The organism is Pedococcus bigeumensis, from assembly GCF_006438965.1.
Taxonomy (GTDB): Bacteria; Actinomycetota; Actinomycetes; order Actinomycetales; family Dermatophilaceae; genus Pedococcus; species Pedococcus bigeumensis_A.
Genome location: NZ_RCZM01000006.1, coordinates 269259 through 284228, shown reverse-complemented (window position 1 = coordinate 284228; position 14970 = coordinate 269259). Strand labels below are relative to the sequence as shown.

At 69.3% G+C, this 14970-nt stretch carries 13 protein-coding genes, 1 tRNA gene and 1 riboswitch; of the genes, 5 read left to right on the top strand and 9 right to left on the bottom strand.

Annotated elements, in window-relative coordinates; genetic code table 11:
* Window positions 1-368: 368 nt before the first annotated feature.
* From EAH86_RS17745 to EAH86_RS20330, 3 genes are all read right to left on the bottom strand, one after another.
* Window positions 369-1151: a hypothetical protein gene (locus tag EAH86_RS17745; protein ID WP_140743200.1), complete on the bottom strand. Its 783-nt coding sequence runs from the start codon at window positions 1149-1151 to the stop codon at window positions 369-371.
* A gap of 804 nt (window positions 1152-1955) precedes the next feature.
* A complete protein-coding gene (gene otsB, locus EAH86_RS20335; protein ID WP_161988698.1) occupies window positions 1956-2726 on the bottom strand; it encodes a trehalose-phosphatase in 771 nt (256 codons plus the stop codon).
* A complete protein-coding gene (locus EAH86_RS20330) occupies window positions 2723-4243 on the bottom strand; it encodes an alpha,alpha-trehalose-phosphate synthase (UDP-forming) (RefSeq protein ID WP_161988697.1) in 1521 nt (506 codons plus the stop codon). The genes otsB and EAH86_RS20330 overlap by 4 nt, the downstream gene beginning before the upstream one ends.
* Window positions 4244-4468: 225 nt before the next feature.
* Here EAH86_RS20330 and EAH86_RS17735 point away from each other — a divergent pair, with 225 nt between their 5' ends.
* From EAH86_RS17735 to EAH86_RS17720, 4 genes are all read left to right on the top strand, one after another.
* Window positions 4469-4897, top strand: coding sequence for a CBS domain-containing protein (locus EAH86_RS17735; RefSeq protein WP_140743196.1), 429 nt, complete (start codon window positions 4469-4471; stop codon window positions 4895-4897).
* A 41-nt stretch (window positions 4898-4938) separates the two neighbouring features.
* A complete protein-coding gene (locus tag EAH86_RS20690) occupies window positions 4939-6672 on the top strand; it encodes a serine/threonine-protein kinase (RefSeq protein WP_206665876.1) in 1734 nt (577 codons plus the stop codon).
* Window positions 6672-8255 (top strand): threonine/serine ThrE exporter family protein, encoded by a 1584-nt coding sequence (locus EAH86_RS17725; protein ID WP_140743194.1) that lies wholly within the window; start codon window positions 6672-6674, stop codon window positions 8253-8255. Before EAH86_RS20690 ends, EAH86_RS17725 begins: the two co-directional genes overlap by 1 nt.
* Before the next feature lie 193 nt (window positions 8256-8448).
* A riboswitch (cyclic di-AMP (ydaO/yuaA leader) is annotated at window positions 8449-8601 on the top strand.
* 11 nt (window positions 8602-8612) lie between these two features.
* Entirely contained in the window at window positions 8613-9326 is a 714-nt protein-coding gene (locus EAH86_RS17720) for a transglycosylase family protein (RefSeq protein WP_140743192.1), read from the top strand.
* 280 nt (window positions 9327-9606) lie between these two features.
* On the opposite strand, the gene EAH86_RS17715 is transcribed toward EAH86_RS17720, so the two are convergent.
* Entirely contained in the window at window positions 9607-10335 is a 729-nt protein-coding gene (locus EAH86_RS17715; RefSeq protein WP_206665875.1) for an SAM-dependent methyltransferase, read from the bottom strand.
* A 130-nt stretch (window positions 10336-10465) separates the two neighbouring features.
* Here EAH86_RS17715 and EAH86_RS17710 point away from each other — a divergent pair.
* Window positions 10466-10538: transfer RNA gene (locus tag EAH86_RS17710), tRNA-Thr, on the top strand.
* Window positions 10539-10558: 20 nt separating this feature from the next.
* Here the strand turns inward: EAH86_RS17710 and EAH86_RS17705 are convergent.
* The 5 genes from EAH86_RS17705 to EAH86_RS20325 form a co-directional block, all read right to left on the bottom strand.
* Window positions 10559-11608 (bottom strand): tyrosine-type recombinase/integrase, encoded by a 1050-nt coding sequence (locus tag EAH86_RS17705; protein ID WP_425325233.1) that lies wholly within the window; start codon window positions 11606-11608, stop codon window positions 10559-10561.
* Between the two features lie 169 nt (window positions 11609-11777).
* Window positions 11778-11960, bottom strand: coding sequence for a helix-turn-helix domain-containing protein (locus EAH86_RS17700; RefSeq protein WP_056922324.1), 183 nt, complete (start codon window positions 11958-11960; stop codon window positions 11778-11780).
* Window positions 11950-13506 (bottom strand): replication initiator, encoded by a 1557-nt coding sequence (locus EAH86_RS17695; protein ID WP_338325258.1) that lies wholly within the window; start codon window positions 13504-13506, stop codon window positions 11950-11952. The genes EAH86_RS17700 and EAH86_RS17695 overlap by 11 nt, the downstream gene beginning before the upstream one ends.
* Window positions 13506-13838, bottom strand: coding sequence for a WhiB family transcriptional regulator (locus EAH86_RS17690; protein WP_161988695.1), 333 nt, complete (start codon window positions 13836-13838; stop codon window positions 13506-13508). The genes EAH86_RS17695 and EAH86_RS17690 overlap by 1 nt, the downstream gene beginning before the upstream one ends.
* A gap of 44 nt (window positions 13839-13882) precedes the next feature.
* A complete protein-coding gene (locus tag EAH86_RS20325; protein ID WP_161988694.1) occupies window positions 13883-14641 on the bottom strand; it encodes an FtsK/SpoIIIE domain-containing protein in 759 nt (252 codons plus the stop codon).
* Between the last annotated feature and the right edge of the window lie 329 nt (window positions 14642-14970).

The following is a 14970-nucleotide window of genomic DNA, read 5'->3' as shown; positions in this document are numbered from 1 at the left end:
CCGACCACTGACAGTCCAACTCACTCCCGCTGGCGCGAGATCGGTTGCATCCCAACGCAATTCGACACCTGTGGACAAGCTGCAACGGGTGTGGTCCGTGATGCGATATCGCGCAACCACGGCGCCGTTACGGCAGCACGCGTCCACAAGAAGAGCACTTCCACGCGTCGAGAAACTAGGGCCGCGAGAGGGTGGGCGGTGCGGGCTGCAGGCCGGGGCAACCTGGAGCCGGGCAGAGCAAGCCGCGCCGGGCAGGGGAACCGGACGCGGAGTCGACGCAGTCGCGGGTGGCTGCCGCCGAGCTGTCAGCGGTTGGTCATGGCTGCGAGTTGGCCGCGGTGGTCATGGCTGCGAGTTGGCCGCGGTGGTCAGTGGGTGACCAGCCGGGCCTTCGCGGTCTTGACGTGAAGCGCCTCGGGGGTGCCCTGGATCGTGACGTCGCCCGGGATGTCGATCCACTCGCCGCCGTTCACGCGGAACTGGCCGGTGTAGGTGGCGTCGGCCCGGACCGTGAAGTCACCAGTTCGGGGGTAGGCCTTCGTGATGTCGCCTTCCGGGTACGGGCCGCCCAGGGAGGTCGTCGGACCGCTGGAAGTGCCGTCGCCGTAGGCGTAGGTGATGGTCTTGGCTTTGGGTCGGATCTCCACGCGGAAGCCGGCCGTGCGCGCTGGGTCGACCTGGTCGATCTCACCGGGCTCGAATCCTGCCCGCGGCCATCGAGTCTCGAAGTAGGTCGGCAGCGTCACGAGGGTCACGTTGCCCTTCGGCTGGACCTCCAGCGTGGGCTTGGCGAACGCGGTGTCGTGGAAGGCCGCAATCACCATCGCCATCGTGACGGTTGGACGGGCGCCGGGGGCGTCCTCGGGGAAGCAGGTGATTCCGTACTGCACCCAGGGCCCGGTCGCCCGACCGGTTGGGGCGATGGCCCGACGGAACAGCCTCACGCTGGGTCCGAGCCCCTGCTCCGCCGTGTTGCCCGCGCAGTAGAGGGCCGCGGCCGTGCACAGATCGTCCGGGTTCGTCGAGTCAGGGGTGTTGGTCCCACAGTTGGCGACCGACGCGTATTCGTACTTGGGTGGCGCCTTGGCGGCCGTCTCGGCGGCAGCCTCCGCCTTGATGTCTTGCAACTCCTTGCGGTCAAGGAGTGACATTCGGGATCCCCCGCCTGTGAACTTGCTGCCCCACCCGTCAGCAGCCCAGGCGACCTGCGCGATGAGCACGAGGGCCAACACCGTGCAGATTCCAGCTACTGCGCGTCGAAAACTCGCCACTGTTCATTCCCCCATGTGAGCAACACGGTCCGCGCGATGTCCATGGCCGGGTCCGTGCGTACCTCGGCGCCGGCGGAGTCCACGACCTTGACCTGATTCTGTTTCGCGTTGAGTCGGACCACCTGTTGGCCGCCGTTGCCGCCGCTGACAGCTGTCGTCTGAATCTGAGTGATCGGGTCCGAGACGTACCGTTGCTTCTTTGCGGCAAGCTCAGAAGCTGTCCCCTCCAGGCCCTTGCCGGCGATGCAGCCTGGATCGCTCAGTGGCGGCAGCAGTCCGGCCTGGGGGTTTGGTCCGGGCCACGTTTGACTGTTCGACGAAATACTTGACGAAAGCTTCGGCTCCCGCCTCGGTGTGCGCGCGTGCCGCTGCCGGGATGTCCACGGTCGCGGTCGTGGAGCCCGACGGCGTCGTGGGCGTCGAACCGGTCGACGGTGAGCTCGTCGCCGACCCGCAGACGTCGTCGAACCGGTCGCCGGTGGGTCGTCACCCCCACCCGTGCACCCGGCCAAGCCGAGCAGCGCGACCAGGCCGCACGCGGCATACCCATGACGTCGAAGCACGCCCGAACTCCCCTCCCCGGCTGTCCCGAATAACAGGAAGGTCTACGCAAAGGGGGGAAGAAAGAAACGGCCCGTCGTCATCCACAGGCGCCGACGCGCGAAGACGCGCCGGAGTCAGCAACTACCGCCCGGAGCGCCGTTCGAGCAGCAGCCGCAGGGCCTCCGCAGCGTCCTCCACCGACTCGACCCGGAACCGGGCAGCCGTCTCGCCCGGCCCTACCTTGACCGTCACGTCGTCCGGCCCCAGCGCCCGGAACGCGTCCTCGTCGGTCACGTCGTCACCGAAGTAGGCGACCGCGTCGCCCCCCACCTCGTCGCGCAGCGCCACCAGGGCGCTGCCCTTGTCGGCGCGCACCACGCTCACCTCCACCACGTGCTTGCCGTGCAGCACGTGCAGGCCGGTATGCGGCTCGGTCACCTCGAGCGCCGCGGCTTCCGCGTCACGAGCAGCAGACTCGTCGGCCATCCGGCGGGTGTGCACCACGACCGCGGCCGGCTTGTGCTCAAGTCCGGCGCCGGGGTGCGCCGCGACGACCTCGCCCAGTTCCTCGGTCAGCGCGTCGAGATCGGCTCGCTGGTCGTCCGTGAGAGGGACCGCCGCGCCCGCTGCGCTCGACTCGCCACCATGGCTGCCGATGCGGGTGACGTCGCTGCCGGCCAGTCCGGTGAGCTTCGTCAACGTCTCGAGGTCGCGCCCGGACACCACTGCGGCATACGTCGACGGAAGGGCCGCGAGGCCCTCCAGGCTCTCGATGGTGCCCGGCAGTGGCCGTGACTCCATCGGGTCGAGGACGAGGGGCGCGAGCACCCCGTCGAAGTCCGATGCCACGAGCACCGTTGGTGCAGAGGCGAACTCGTCGATTGCCGCCACCAGCTCGGATGGCAGCGTCACGACTGGGAGTCCTCGGGGGCGGCTTGGTGCAGGTAGCGCGCCCGGCGGTCGGCAGAGGCGTGCTCGTCGTCGGCCTTCTGCTCCTTGGTCGTGCGCTGCGGTCGGTCCGGGGCGACCTCGAGGGCTTCGAGGAAGCGGGACGCCCAGCGCTGCACGTCGTGGTCGGCGACGCGGCGACGCATGGCCCGCATCAGCCGCTTCTTCTCTTTGTCCGGAGTCTCGATGGCCCGCATGATCGTCTGCTTGAGGCCTTCGATGTCGTGCGGGTTGCAGACGAATGCCTGGTGCAGCTCGTGGAACGCACCGGTGAACTCGGACAGCACCAGCGCGCCGCCCTCGTCGTAGCGGCAGGTGACGTACTCCTTGGCGACGAGGTTCATGCCGTCGCGCAGCGGGGTCACGAGGACGACGTCCGCAGCGAGGAAGAGCGCGGCCATCTCTTCCCGCGGATACGAGTGGTGGAGGTACTGGACCGCTGGTGCGCCGATGTGGCTGTGCTCGCCGTTGAGGCGACCGACCTCGCCCTCGATCTCCTGCCGCAGCGCCCGGTAGGCCTCGACGCGTTCCCGGCTCGGGGTGGCAACCTGGACGAAGACCTCGTTGGGCGGGGAGACCTGGCCCTCCTCGAGGAGCTCGCCGTACGCCTTGATCCGGTGGCCGATCCCCTTGGTGTAGTCGAGCCGGTCGACGCCGAGCAGCAGGGTGCGGGGGTTGCCGAGCGACTCGCGGATCTCCTTGGCGCGCTGCAGTGTCTCGGGCAGCTTGGCCACCGCCTCGAGCCCGACGTAGTCGATGGAGATCGGGACGGCGCTGGCGCGCACCCGGCGGCTGTCCTCCGCGCGCGACACCGAGACCGTGTCGCCCTTGGTGGGCAGCCCGAGCAGCTGTCGGCAGGCGCGCACGAAGTTCTGGGCGTCGGCCACCCGCTGGAACCCCAGGTAGTCGGCTCCCAGCAGTCCCTCGAGCACGGCCCGTCGCCACGGCAGCTGGGCGAACAGCTCGACGGGCGGGAACGGGATGTGGTCGAACCAGCCGATCCGCACATCCGGCCGCAGCTCGCGCACCATCGCCGGGACGAGCTGGAGCTGGTAGTCGTGCACCCAGACGGTCGCACCCTTGGCCGCGACCTCGCAGACCGCCTCGGCGAACCGGCGGTTCACCTTCTCGTAGGCGGTGAACCAGTACCGGTGGAACGTCGCGGGGACGATGACGTCGTGGTAGATCGGCCAGAGCGTGTCGTTGCTGAAACCCTCGTAGTAGTGCGCGACCTCGTCCTCCGAGAGCGGCACCGGACGGAGGTACATGTCGTCCTCGACGAACGGTGCGGGCGCCTCACCGGCCTCGCCGGCCCAGCCCACCCAGGCACCTTCGCGGCCGCGCATGACCGACTCCATGGCGGTCACGAGCCCGCCGGGGCTGGTCCGCCACGACACCTCTCCGTCGGCGTCCACGACCCGGTCGACGGGCAGTCGGTTGGCGGCGATGACCAGGTCAAACTGCTGCTGGCTGCGAGGCACAGAAAATCAACTCCACGGTGTTGTTCCAGTGGCAACCCTATGTCGCGGCTGCCCCCCGCGGCGTATCGCACCCCGGGTCGGGCTGCCCCTGCGACGCATGGCACCCGGGTCGAGGGGTACCCCCACGGCACACCGCGCAAACCTGGGTGGCACGGGTGCGGCGGGTATGCCGCGTGGCTGGACTTGCCCTAGCGGTGGCACCCCCAGCGGTCTACCGTCTGACCCATGAGGATCTCGGATGTCGTGCGTCGCAAGGGTGGCCAAGTGGTCACCGTCCGCTCCGAGGACACCGTGGAACGGCTCCTCGACCTGCTCGCCGAGCACCGCATCGGTGCCCTCGTCGTGAGCGACGACGGCCAGAGCGTCAACGGGATCGTCAGCGAGCGGGACGTCGTGCGCCACTTGCAGCGGGACGGTGCCGCCGTGCTCCTCGCGCCGGTCAGCACGATCATGACGGCCGAGGTCAAGACCTGTGAGCTGGACGTGCCGATCGAGGAGCTGGCTCGCACCATGACCGACCTGCGCATCCGGCACGTGCCCGTGGTGGTCGACGGCAAGCTGCACGCCATCGTCAGCATCGGCGACATCGTCAAGCACCGGATCGACGAGCTGCAGTCCGAGCGTGACCAACTTGTTGGGTACATCCAGCAGTAACCTCACCCGTTTCACAGGGGTCCCTCGCGTACCTTTGGTGCATGACGACGACGGAGGCCATGGAGGGGAACGACCGCGGCTACGGCGCGTCCGACCGCGACCCTGACCTGTCCCCCGACCGCCGGTCCGGCTCCGCGCCCGACGGCCTCCGGATCGGCCCGTACCGGCTCATCCAGCAGCTCGGTGAGGGTGGCATGGGCGTCGTCCACCTGGCGCTGGACCCCAGCGGCCGGGCGGTGGCGCTCAAGGTGCTGCGCCCGCACATCGCGCACGACCGCGACGCTCGGACCCGGCTGGCCCGCGAGGTCCAGGTCCTGCGCCGGATCGATGACCACCGCGTCGCTGCCGTGATCGACGCCGACCTCGACGGCGACCGGCCCTACCTCGTGACCCGCTACGTCCCCGGTCCCGCCCTCGACGACGTGGTCAAGGAGTCCGGCCCGATCCGTGGCGGCGAGCTGCTGCGGCTGGGCCGTGGCCTCGCCGACGCCCTCTATGCCATCCATGACGCCGACGTCATCCACCGTGACCTCAAGCCCGGCAACGTGCTGCTCCTCGACGGCGACCCGGTGCTGATCGACTTCGGCATCGCCCACATGGCTGACGACGTCCGCATCACCATGACCGGGTTGGTCATGGGTACGCCCGGCTACCTCTCGCCCGAGGTCGTCGAGGGCGCGCCGGTCACCGAGGCCACCGACTGGTGGGGCTGGGCGGCGACCCTGGCGTACGCCGCGAGCGGCGCGCCGCCGTTCGGCCGCGGACCGATGGACGTCGTGCTCTCCCGGGTCAGCCGCGGCGAGGCCGACCTCACCGGGGTCGACCCGCGCCTCGCCCCCCTCTTGTATGCCGCGTTGTCTCCCGTGCCGCGCCAGCGTCCCGACGCCGACGAGGTTGTCGACGCGCTCGAGCGCTACGCCACCGGGCAACCGGTGACCGAGGCGCTCTCGACGCCGCCGCGGCATACCCAGGTGTTGGAGCACCGGCAGACCGCCCGCTGGGAGCGGCCGCCAGTCGCCCCCGTGGCGCTGCCTCCCGAAGCCGAATGGACGCCCGAGCCGGCCTGGGAGCGCGAACCCGAACAGGACCTCGTCCCCTGGGACGAGCCCGAAGGCGAGGTGTCCGACTGGGAGGCCGCCTGGGAGGGCGACGCCGGCGAGCCCGACCCCCGCATCGGACGTCCGCCACGCACCGGCACCCTGCTAGCGCTGCTCGCCGTCGTCGTCGCCGCGGCAGCAGGCTTCCCCGTGGTGGCCGCCGCCGTCGCGGTGCTGTGGTCGTGGGCGGCACGCACCGCAGACCGCTCGGTGACCTCGCTCGTGCTGCGCCGGCACAACCGGGGCCGCCGACGGTCCGACATGCCCCTGGCCGTCGTCGCCAGCCCGTGGCACCTGGTCGTGGGCGCCCTCGCAACGGTCGTCAGCGCGATCCTGCCGCTGCTCGTCGGGATCTGTGCGGCGTTCAGCACCGCCCTGGCCACCGTCGCGATCAGCGGCGGCTCGCCACACCCGAACACAGCGCCGCCGCTGGCCGTCGGCGCGCTCATCGCGGCCCTGATGGCGTGGTGGGGACCCGGCGGGTCGGGCCTGCGCCGCGGCACCCGCAGCATCATCCGCGGCGTCAGCCCCGGGCAGCGAGCCAGCCAGGTGCTGGTCGTGCTGGCCCTGCTCGCCGCCGCCGCCCTGGTCGGGTGGAGCCTGCAGAACGCCGGCATCCCGGACTGGTGGCCCACCCAGGCACCGTCGGCGCTGCTGCCCGGCATGAGCCTCACCTGATGACCGAGGGCACAGGCAGCAGCTCCGGGAGTCGCCCCACGGGCACTGGTGGCCAGTCGCCTGGCGTAGCCGACACCGATGGCAGCGACCGCGGCGACGTAGGCGACGGAAAGCCGGCGCGGCGTCCCGTCAAGCGCCGCCCGGTGCTCAGCCAGAGCCGGATCTGGCGGGGCGAGGAGCTCACCGAGACGCTGCCGATGATCGAGAGCCTGCGACACACGCCGTACCGCAACCCCCGGGTGCGTCACGCTGCCGCCGAGGAGCGTGAGGCAAGGGCGTCCCTGGACCTGGCGCTACGGGTGGGCGAGCTGATGCTGCGGTGTGGCGCCGGCGCCCCGCAGGTTGAGTCGTCCGTGGTGGCGGTGGCCGCGGCTGCCGGGCTGGACAACCTCGAGGTCGACATCACCCTGCAGTCGCTCCTGATCCAGTGCTCGACCGGTTCGGGGGTGCCGATCACGATGTTGCGGGTGGTGCGGTCCTCGACCCGCGACTTCGACCGGCTGACCGCGGTCCACGAGTTCGTGGAGAACCTCGTCGCCGGCTCGTACGACCTCGAGAGCGCCGCTACCCAGCTGCGTGAGATCCGGCGGGCGCCGCGATTCTGGCCCAAGTGGATGGTGCGTGGCTCGCTCGGCCTGCTCGCGGCGGCCATCGCGGTGATGCTCGGGGCCGGACCGGTTGCCGCCCTCGTCGCGGGGTTCTCGGCTCTCCTGGTCGGGTATGCCGCGCGGGCCCTCGGGCGCGGCGGCTTGCCGGACTTCTACCAGTGCGCCATCGGCGGCTTCCTGGCGACGGCGCTCGCGTGGGGTGCGTTCAGCCTGGGCGCCGCAGGCTGGCTGCCTGTCTCGTCGTCCGACTTCGCGTTCATCGTGGCGGGCGGGATCACCGTCCTGCTCCCCGGCCGGACGGTCGCCTCAGCGTTCGAGGACGCGATCTCGGGCTACTCGGTGACGGGCGCCGGACGGATGTTCGCGGTGTTCCTGACGACCGCCGGGATCATCCTGGGAGTTGCGACGGGGCTGTCCCTGACCCTCTCACTCACCACTGCCTTCGACCTGCGGCTGGCGTCACCCTCGATCGTGTCCACGCAGGCCCTCAACGCCCCGGTGCTGCTGGCCGTGGTGGGGGCGTTCGTCGTCGGCGTGGCAGGAGCCGTCTCGCTCCGCAGCCGCCGGAAGCTGGTCCTGCCGTGCGGGGTGCTGTGCGCCGTCGGGGTGGGTGTCTCGCTGGCGGTGTCCCGTGTCGACGGGCTCGGTCAACTGGCCGCGGCCGGGATGGCGGCCATCGTCCTGGGGTGCGCGGGTCGGCTGCTCGCCCTGCGGATGGGCGCCCCGGCCATGGTGGTCGTGGTGCCCGCGTCGTATGGGCTGCTCCCGGGTCTGGCCATCTTCCGTGGGCTGTACGAGATGGTGAACGGGTCGTCGGCGGACTCCGGGACGCTCTCGCTCCAGGGCGGGCTGACCACCCTCCTGGGGGCGATGGCGGTGCTGCTGGCGATCGCCGCCGGCAGCGTGCTGGGAGAGTTCGTGGCAGCGCCGTTCGACCACCGGATGGTGCAGAAGCGGCGGGCCCGGCGCCGCTGACGTGCCGCTGAGGTGTCGTTGAGGTAACCGCTCACGGGGTGGACGGACGCGGCGGTCTCCCGTCAATTTGTCCGACTTGCTTGTCGCTGCCCTCGGAGACCTCTACGGTGGACCACCTGCGCAAACGCGCAATCACAACTCCACACGGCATACCCAAACAGCCATGCACGTCCACCGCGCCGAGCCTCGTCAGGTGGATGTTTCGCCGGAAGATCTCCGGGCAGACGAGGGCGGGGGACCCAACGCGGCCATCACGGTGGCCTTGGGGTGAAGTCGGCTCCGGCCGGCCGGGCACCTGACAGCCCGAACCCGACAGCTCACCCCGCAGGCGCCGGTCAGGAGAGGACTCCCCCCGTCATGTTCTACGCCCCGAAGCACTCTGCCCGGAAGGTGAACCCCGTCCGCCGTCGCGTCACCGGCGTCGCCGTGGCCGGCGTCGCCACCGTCGCGGGAGGCATGGCGACCGCGACCTCCGCCTCTGCCTCGACCGTGTGGGACCGAGTCGCCGCCTGCGAGAGCGGTGGCAACTGGTCGATCAACACTGGCAACGGCTACTACGGCGGTCTGCAGTTCTCCGACCGCACGTGGGACGGCTTCGGTGGCGAGCGGTATGCCGCGACCGCCAACCGCGCCAGCAAGGCCCAGCAGATCACGATCGCCCAGAAGGTCCTCGCCTCGCAGGGGCCGGGCGCCTGGCCGACCTGCGGCGCCCGCGCCGGACTGACCCGCGCCAACGGCGGGGCCGTCAACGCCGGCTCGACCTCGACGGAGGTGTCGCGATCCACCACCCGCAAGGCTCCGGTCTCCGCCGGCAGGCTCACGGTCGACGGGATCCGCGGACCCAAGACCAACGCGGCCATCGAGCGTTGGGTCGGCGGTTCGGTCAACGGCACGCTCTCGCGCTCCGACGTCAAGGCGTTGCAGCGCAAGGTCGGTTCCGCTCCCGACGGGGTGATCGGGCCGAAGACCATCCGCGCCCTGCAGGCCAAGATCGGCGCCAGGAAGAACGGGTCGCACTCGCTCGACCGCGCCACGGTGCGTTCCCTGCAGAGCTACCTCAACGCCCGCTGAGTCCTTCGCAGCGCGAAACCCTCTCCGCACGACGGCGGCCCGGCACCTGGTTGGTGCCGGGCCGCCGTGCGTTACGGGACGGACGGCCCCTCCACGACATGTTGCTCTCCGGTGGTCACGGACCGCCGAATCCGGTGGTTGGTGACGTGCACGCGGCAACGAGTGCCGGCTCCCCCCGACTTGTTGCGATCTGCTGGTCACGAAGACGCCTGAGCGACGTTTCGTGACGGGCTGTGGGCAACAAGTCGGGGCCGGGCCACCGTGCGTTGCGAGGCAACGCTCAGCGTGCGAGGACCAGGTAGGCGAACCCGAGCACGCCTCGATAGCTCCCGACGTAGTCACGCAGTTGGGTGTCGAGCTGGTCACGGACCCCGGCCGCGTCGTCGTGATGCGGCTTGGCCAGCAACCACTCCTGGCGCGCCGCTCGCCAGGTCGACTCGAAGTCGTCCCACTCCCGTTGGTCCGCGGTGCTGAGGTGCAGGACGCGCCAGCCCGCCAGCCGGGCGTGCTCGACGACCTCGACCAGCGACAGGACCTCGTCACCGAAGATCTCCAGTGCCTCGGCGTTCGGTGGCCTCTCCCAGCACGCGTCGCCGACCAGGACCCGACCGCCCGGTGACACCCGGTCCCGGAGCGTATAGAGCATCTGCCTGGTCCCGCCGAGCGTGTGGGACGACCCGATGCAGAGCACCCTGTCGGCTCCCGTCTCGACCTCAGCGGCGGAACCCGCGTCGAACGTCACCCGGTCCGCCAGACCGCCTTCGACGGCCTGCGAGCGACCGCGCTCCAGCAGCCGTTCGTCGAGGTCTACCCCACGGCCGGTCGCGTCGGCAGGGCCGGCGGAGACAGCACGGACCAACAGCTCGCCCCATCCACACCCGAGGTCGAGCCAGGTCCGCCCGTGCGAGGCGTCGAGGCGGTCCAGGAGCAGGGTCGCGTGCTCCTCCGAGAGCGGTGTGTTCCAGCGCATGTTGGCGTACGGATCGGGCACTGGATCGGGGGTCGACATGCGACGAGGCTTGCCTACGCGCGTGCCCGTGGCAATCGAGATACCGACGACCGGGTATGCCGGGTGGTCCAGGATTCTCGGCCCTCGCCACCGCGCCGGTACCATCGTCGCCGTCTGCTGCGGCAGGCACGCCGGCGTGGCGCAATTGGCAGCGCACTTGTCTTGTAAACAAGGGGTTAGGGGTTCAAGTCCCCTCGTCGGCTCTCTGACCAGCATGTTTTCCTCAGGCTCCCTCGCCTTGGGCAACCGACCCACCACTTTGCCCACCGCTTTCAAGGGTGAAGCGGTGTGGATCGACGGCTTCCAGTGCGGCAAGGACTCGCGGGTCGACCGATCTGCGCCCGAGATAGAAGTCGAGAGACATCGACACCCGGGAGTGTCCGAGCTGGTCGGCGATCATGCGTGGTGAGGCACCTCCGCCGTCGAGGATGGTCGCCATGGTCTTACGCCACGTGTGCGAGGTGACCCACCCGAAGCCGAGTCGATCGCGGGCGTCAGCCAATTGCCGCGACACGTTCCGGGGATCGCGGTAGCGGCCATCAACGGTGGCGAAGATCGGTTCGTCCGGAGCGACGCCGACCTCGGACCTGCGCCGCAACATCGCCACGCACCAGGTCGGCAGCAAGAGGGCGCGCTGACCTGCCTTTGACTTTGTCGTCTTGCGCAGCAGACCCTGTCCAGTCACCCGAATCAAGGTCGACGTCACCGTCAGGGCACCGGTGTCCAGGTCGACTTCGGTCCAAAGCACCGCCAGGGCTTCACCGATCCTCAAGCCGGTGGCCAGCAGGAATGCCGAAAAGTCCACCAAGTCCTGGCGGACGGCAACATCATCCCCGGTCATGCCCATAAACCACTTCGCCTGCTCTTCGCTGGTGAGTGCTCGGGGTTCCTTGGCCCGTGTCCCCTCGAGACGCTCCAGCTCGCGCGCTGGGTTTGCTGCGATCGCGCCTTGGCGGACCGCGAGGCTCAGGGCGCCTGACACGATCGATCGGCAGGTGCGTGCGGTAGCGGCGCCGACGTCCTGGTAGACGTCGAGCACGAAACGATCCACGACGGGCGTTGTGAGTTCCCGAAGCCTCAGGCCACCGATCCGAGGGAGCACATGACCTTCGAGCTGACGTCGGTATGTCTCCACGGTGCCCGGCGATCGTTGTCCTAGGCCAGCCAACCGCTGGATGCGGCTGAGCCAGACCTCGGCTGCCTCAGAGAGGGTCGATGCACCAGTGAGCTGACCGCCAGATCCGCGACGCTTCCGTTCCTCGAGCTCGGCCACCAGAGCCTGTCGGGCGCCGCGAGGACTCGGCCCCCACCGCTCAACCTTTCGGACCTTGCCATCGAACCCGCGAAACCGTGCACGCGCGACTACGGGGCTGGGCCCACCTTTCACGCGTTGGATCGACACCTCGCCCCACGCTCCCACCTCGAGCTCTCGCCGGGCCACGTCACGCCACCGCGGTGTGACGCTCGAGCCACTCCATGACGGCGCTCTCGCGGTAGCGAAGATGACGGCCGACCTTGAACACCGGCGGTCCAGTCCCCTTGAGCCGCCAGTCGTACAAGGTTTGCACTGGAACGCCGAGATACCGCGATACATCGTCGACGGTCCACAGCGGGTCATGTCGCATGCACATTGCTCCTCCTTGGTCGTGTACTCCGCCGTTGTTGGGACTTCCATTGCGCGTACTCGCGTGCTCGAGCTGCAGCTGCCTTAGCCAGGGCGGCGTCACCCGCTGTTTCCCACCCCATGCCGGCGAAGCGCCAATCTCCGATGACGAGCGTGGTTTCGTCCTCGTCGTCGGCCATGAGCTCGGCCTCGAGCCCAGCCAGGTCGATTCGCCTGCCTTCGCGGCGAGCAAGGGCGATGAGGGTCTGTGCGCGACGCCGGGCTCTGCGGAGTGCTCCGAGGGTGATGGAGTAGCGGTGGGACTTGGTTGCGAAGTGTCCGCGGAACCCCAACATGTGGACCCAGTTGGCCATCCGCTCGTAGGCAACGTCGTGCTCGTCCAGGTCCGAGAGGTGTGCGGTGCTCTGCGCGCAGTCAGCGATGGCGGCCGCAACGGCTTGGATTCGCTGGAGGTGGGGGTGGTTGCCGCCGTCGGCGCTCTCCGTGGCCGACTTGGTGGCGTACTTGGCCAGGTAACCGGCCACCTGCTCGGGTTGCAGAGCCCTTTCCGGGTCGTCCGTACGTCTGCTGGTTCGGACGCCTCGTGCGTCGACCTGGGATCCGAAGCGCAGACCTCGCTCGAGGTTGTCGTCCAAGGCTGATGGAGCGGTGAAGCTCACGGCTCGGGCCGCTTCCTCGACGAGCCGGGCCAACAGTGCCGGGTCGATGGAGGGCGGGCTCGGAGCAAAGCCGGCGTCGCACTTGGGCCCATCGAGGCGTACGAGGGCGTGGAAGTGGACGATCCCACGCAGCTGGAATTCGGCGACCTTGGCGTACTGGAGCGTTGCGTGCTCGTTCAGGTCACGCGGCTTGACCCCCAACGTCTTGGCGATGAGCCGTCGCAGGGTGATCGTGAACCGTCGCCACAGCTCTGGAGCCCACCACTGCCAGACCACGTGGGAGGCGTAGTCGTAGCACTCCCAGCACAGGGGCTGGCCGAGGCCGGGGTCAGTCGGCGCGTGCCGCAGCATGCAGGACATTGAGCGACCGTGCGGGCACCTTGACTTGGTCCCTGACCGAGGGTGGCACCGCCGTGAGCCGCCCCTCACGCCGTGGACGCTGCCGAATGATGGTGCGGTCAGCGTGGCGAAGACGAGAGGGTTCTCGGCGACCGTGTCCGGAACTCCTTTGCCACCAGTGAGTCCGCAGCGGATGAAGTGGAAGGTGTCGGCTGCGTAGACGCGCGAGCAGGAGGGGCATACGTCGGCACGGCGGTTGCCGCAACGGAGGTGGAGCACCCCGAACGCCTCGTCAAGGGTGCTGTAGGTCTGAAGGGGTTGACCGGTGTCTCGAGCGAACGTAGTGCTGCTCCCGCGAACTCGTATCGGGTTGGTGCAGTAGCCGACCCGCGCCGCGGTGGTCGCCCATTGATCGAAGGTCCCGTTCGTCAGCCGGCGGACAATGTGCCGTTCCTCGGCTGCTGACAGCTCGCCGAGCTCGAGTCCAGCGCCATCACCGTGACCGGGAAACCGTTCCCGGCCACGGCGTGGCGCCAGATCGCGTCCCATCAGGCAACCTTGGGATCCTGCTGCTCGAGTGCGTCGTCAAGGACGGTCCCTAGAAGTTCCCCAGAGGCAAGCCTGACCAGCAAGGGCCGGCGCTTGCACGCGGGGACCCCTCCCCACACTCCGAACTCCTCGGCATAGACAAGAGCCGCGGCGAGGCAGGTGCGCCGGACGGGACACGTCTTGCAGATCGTTTCGGCGCGACGCGTCTTGGGGCTGTTGGCGTCCTCGAACCACAGCCACGAGGAACTGTCGGCGCAAGATCCCTGCGGCTGCCAGCGACTCGCGTCGAGCTCACGGACTGAGAACTCTCGGCCCAGGTCGATCCACGGCATGGGGCGTCCGTAACCAACATCGGGGTTTGATCTCGGCGTTCGACTCATGCGACTTCTCCTCCCTCGACAGCCGCCGCGGCAGCCAGCCGAACAGGTGTAGGTCTGGGCGACCTGACGGCGAGTTCAGCGATGTCCGCGTCGGTCAGGTACGACGCGCGCACCCGCCGTTGGGTACGGGTTCCCTCCACCCGCACGTAGGCGACTCCCGGAGTCAGCTCGCTGATGTGATCGGCGGTTGCACCGAGGTCTCGAGCGCCCTCTCCTAGGACCATGTCGACCTGAATCGGGTTGTCCAAGCGCATGGCAATCCGGGTGGGGAACAGGTCCCGCCAGACGACGACGTCCTTGCCGGGATCTTGGACAGCTGCCAGCACCGTGATGCCGCAGGCTCGGCCTTGCGTGAGGAGAAGTCCGAGCGCCTGCTCGATGCGTCGAACGATGGTGCGCTCAGCGAAGGCCGTCAATGTGGCCAGCTCGTCGACGACGAGGAGAATGTGGGGCGATGCCGGAGTCGCAGCGTGGGTGCGTGCCCCCAGCTCCGCCAACTCCCTCGCCCGGACGTCCTTGAGGGTCACGAGGTGCTCCAGTGTCAGACACATCTGCTCGGCGCTGCCGTCTTCGAAACGCGCGAACAGAGGGAGTCCAGGACGCAGTTCCATGCCGCCCTTGGGGTCGATGGCCCAGACTTCCAATGACCCGGACGCGATCGCAGGGGCTGCGCCGTTGAGGAGGGACCAAAGTACGGATCCCTTACCGGCGCCCGTTGCCCCCGCGACAAGTACATGGGTGCCGAGCAAGCGCATGTACCAGACCTCCCCGTCCTCGTGTCGACCTACTGGGACTGCCGCCAGGTCGACCTGCCCCTTTGGTGGTGAAGGACGGATCACCGGTGCAAGCACATCCCGGCGGTGCAACTCGAGGAAGACCCGGCCCGGGCGGTCCTCAACGACTCTTGCTTCCCGACACTTAAGGGCATGCGCGAGGCCATCGCACTGTGCGGCCACGTGCGAGGGGGTGAGCCCAGCGGGGAGGCTGAGCTGCAAGGTGTGCACTCCCGCCCTCGTGACGCGGACCCGCCGGATCCTCGGCAGCCGAGACTGCTCTGCGCGGCGGCCGTTGAACTGGTGGTCAG

Coding starts and splice junctions, on each gene's coding strand:
- EAH86_RS17745 (WP_140743200.1), bottom strand. CDS start 1,151: ATGTCACTCCTTGACCGCAAGGAGTTGCAAGACATCAAGGCGGAGGCT.
- EAH86_RS17735 (WP_140743196.1), top strand. CDS start 4,469: ATGAGGATCTCGGATGTCGTGCGTCGCAAGGGTGGCCAAGTGGTCACC.
- EAH86_RS20690 (WP_206665876.1), top strand. CDS start 4,939: ATGACGACGACGGAGGCCATGGAGGGGAACGACCGCGGCTACGGCGCG.
- EAH86_RS17725 (WP_140743194.1), top strand. CDS start 6,672: ATGACCGAGGGCACAGGCAGCAGCTCCGGGAGTCGCCCCACGGGCACT.
- EAH86_RS17720 (WP_140743192.1), top strand. CDS start 8,613: ATGTTCTACGCCCCGAAGCACTCTGCCCGGAAGGTGAACCCCGTCCGC.
- EAH86_RS17715 (WP_206665875.1), bottom strand. CDS start 10,335: ATGTCGACCCCCGATCCAGTGCCCGATCCGTACGCCAACATGCGCTGG.
- EAH86_RS17700 (WP_056922324.1), bottom strand. CDS start 11,960: ATGCGACATGACCCGCTGTGGACCGTCGACGATGTATCGCGGTATCTC.
- EAH86_RS17695 (WP_338325258.1), bottom strand. CDS start 13,506: ATGGGACGCGATCTGGCGCCACGCCGTGGCCGGGAACGGTTTCCCGGT.
- EAH86_RS17690 (WP_161988695.1), bottom strand. CDS start 13,838: ATGCCGTGGATCGACCTGGGCCGAGAGTTCTCAGTCCGTGAGCTCGAC.
- EAH86_RS20325 (WP_161988694.1), bottom strand. CDS start 14,641: ATGCGCTTGCTCGGCACCCATGTACTTGTCGCGGGGGCAACGGGCGCC.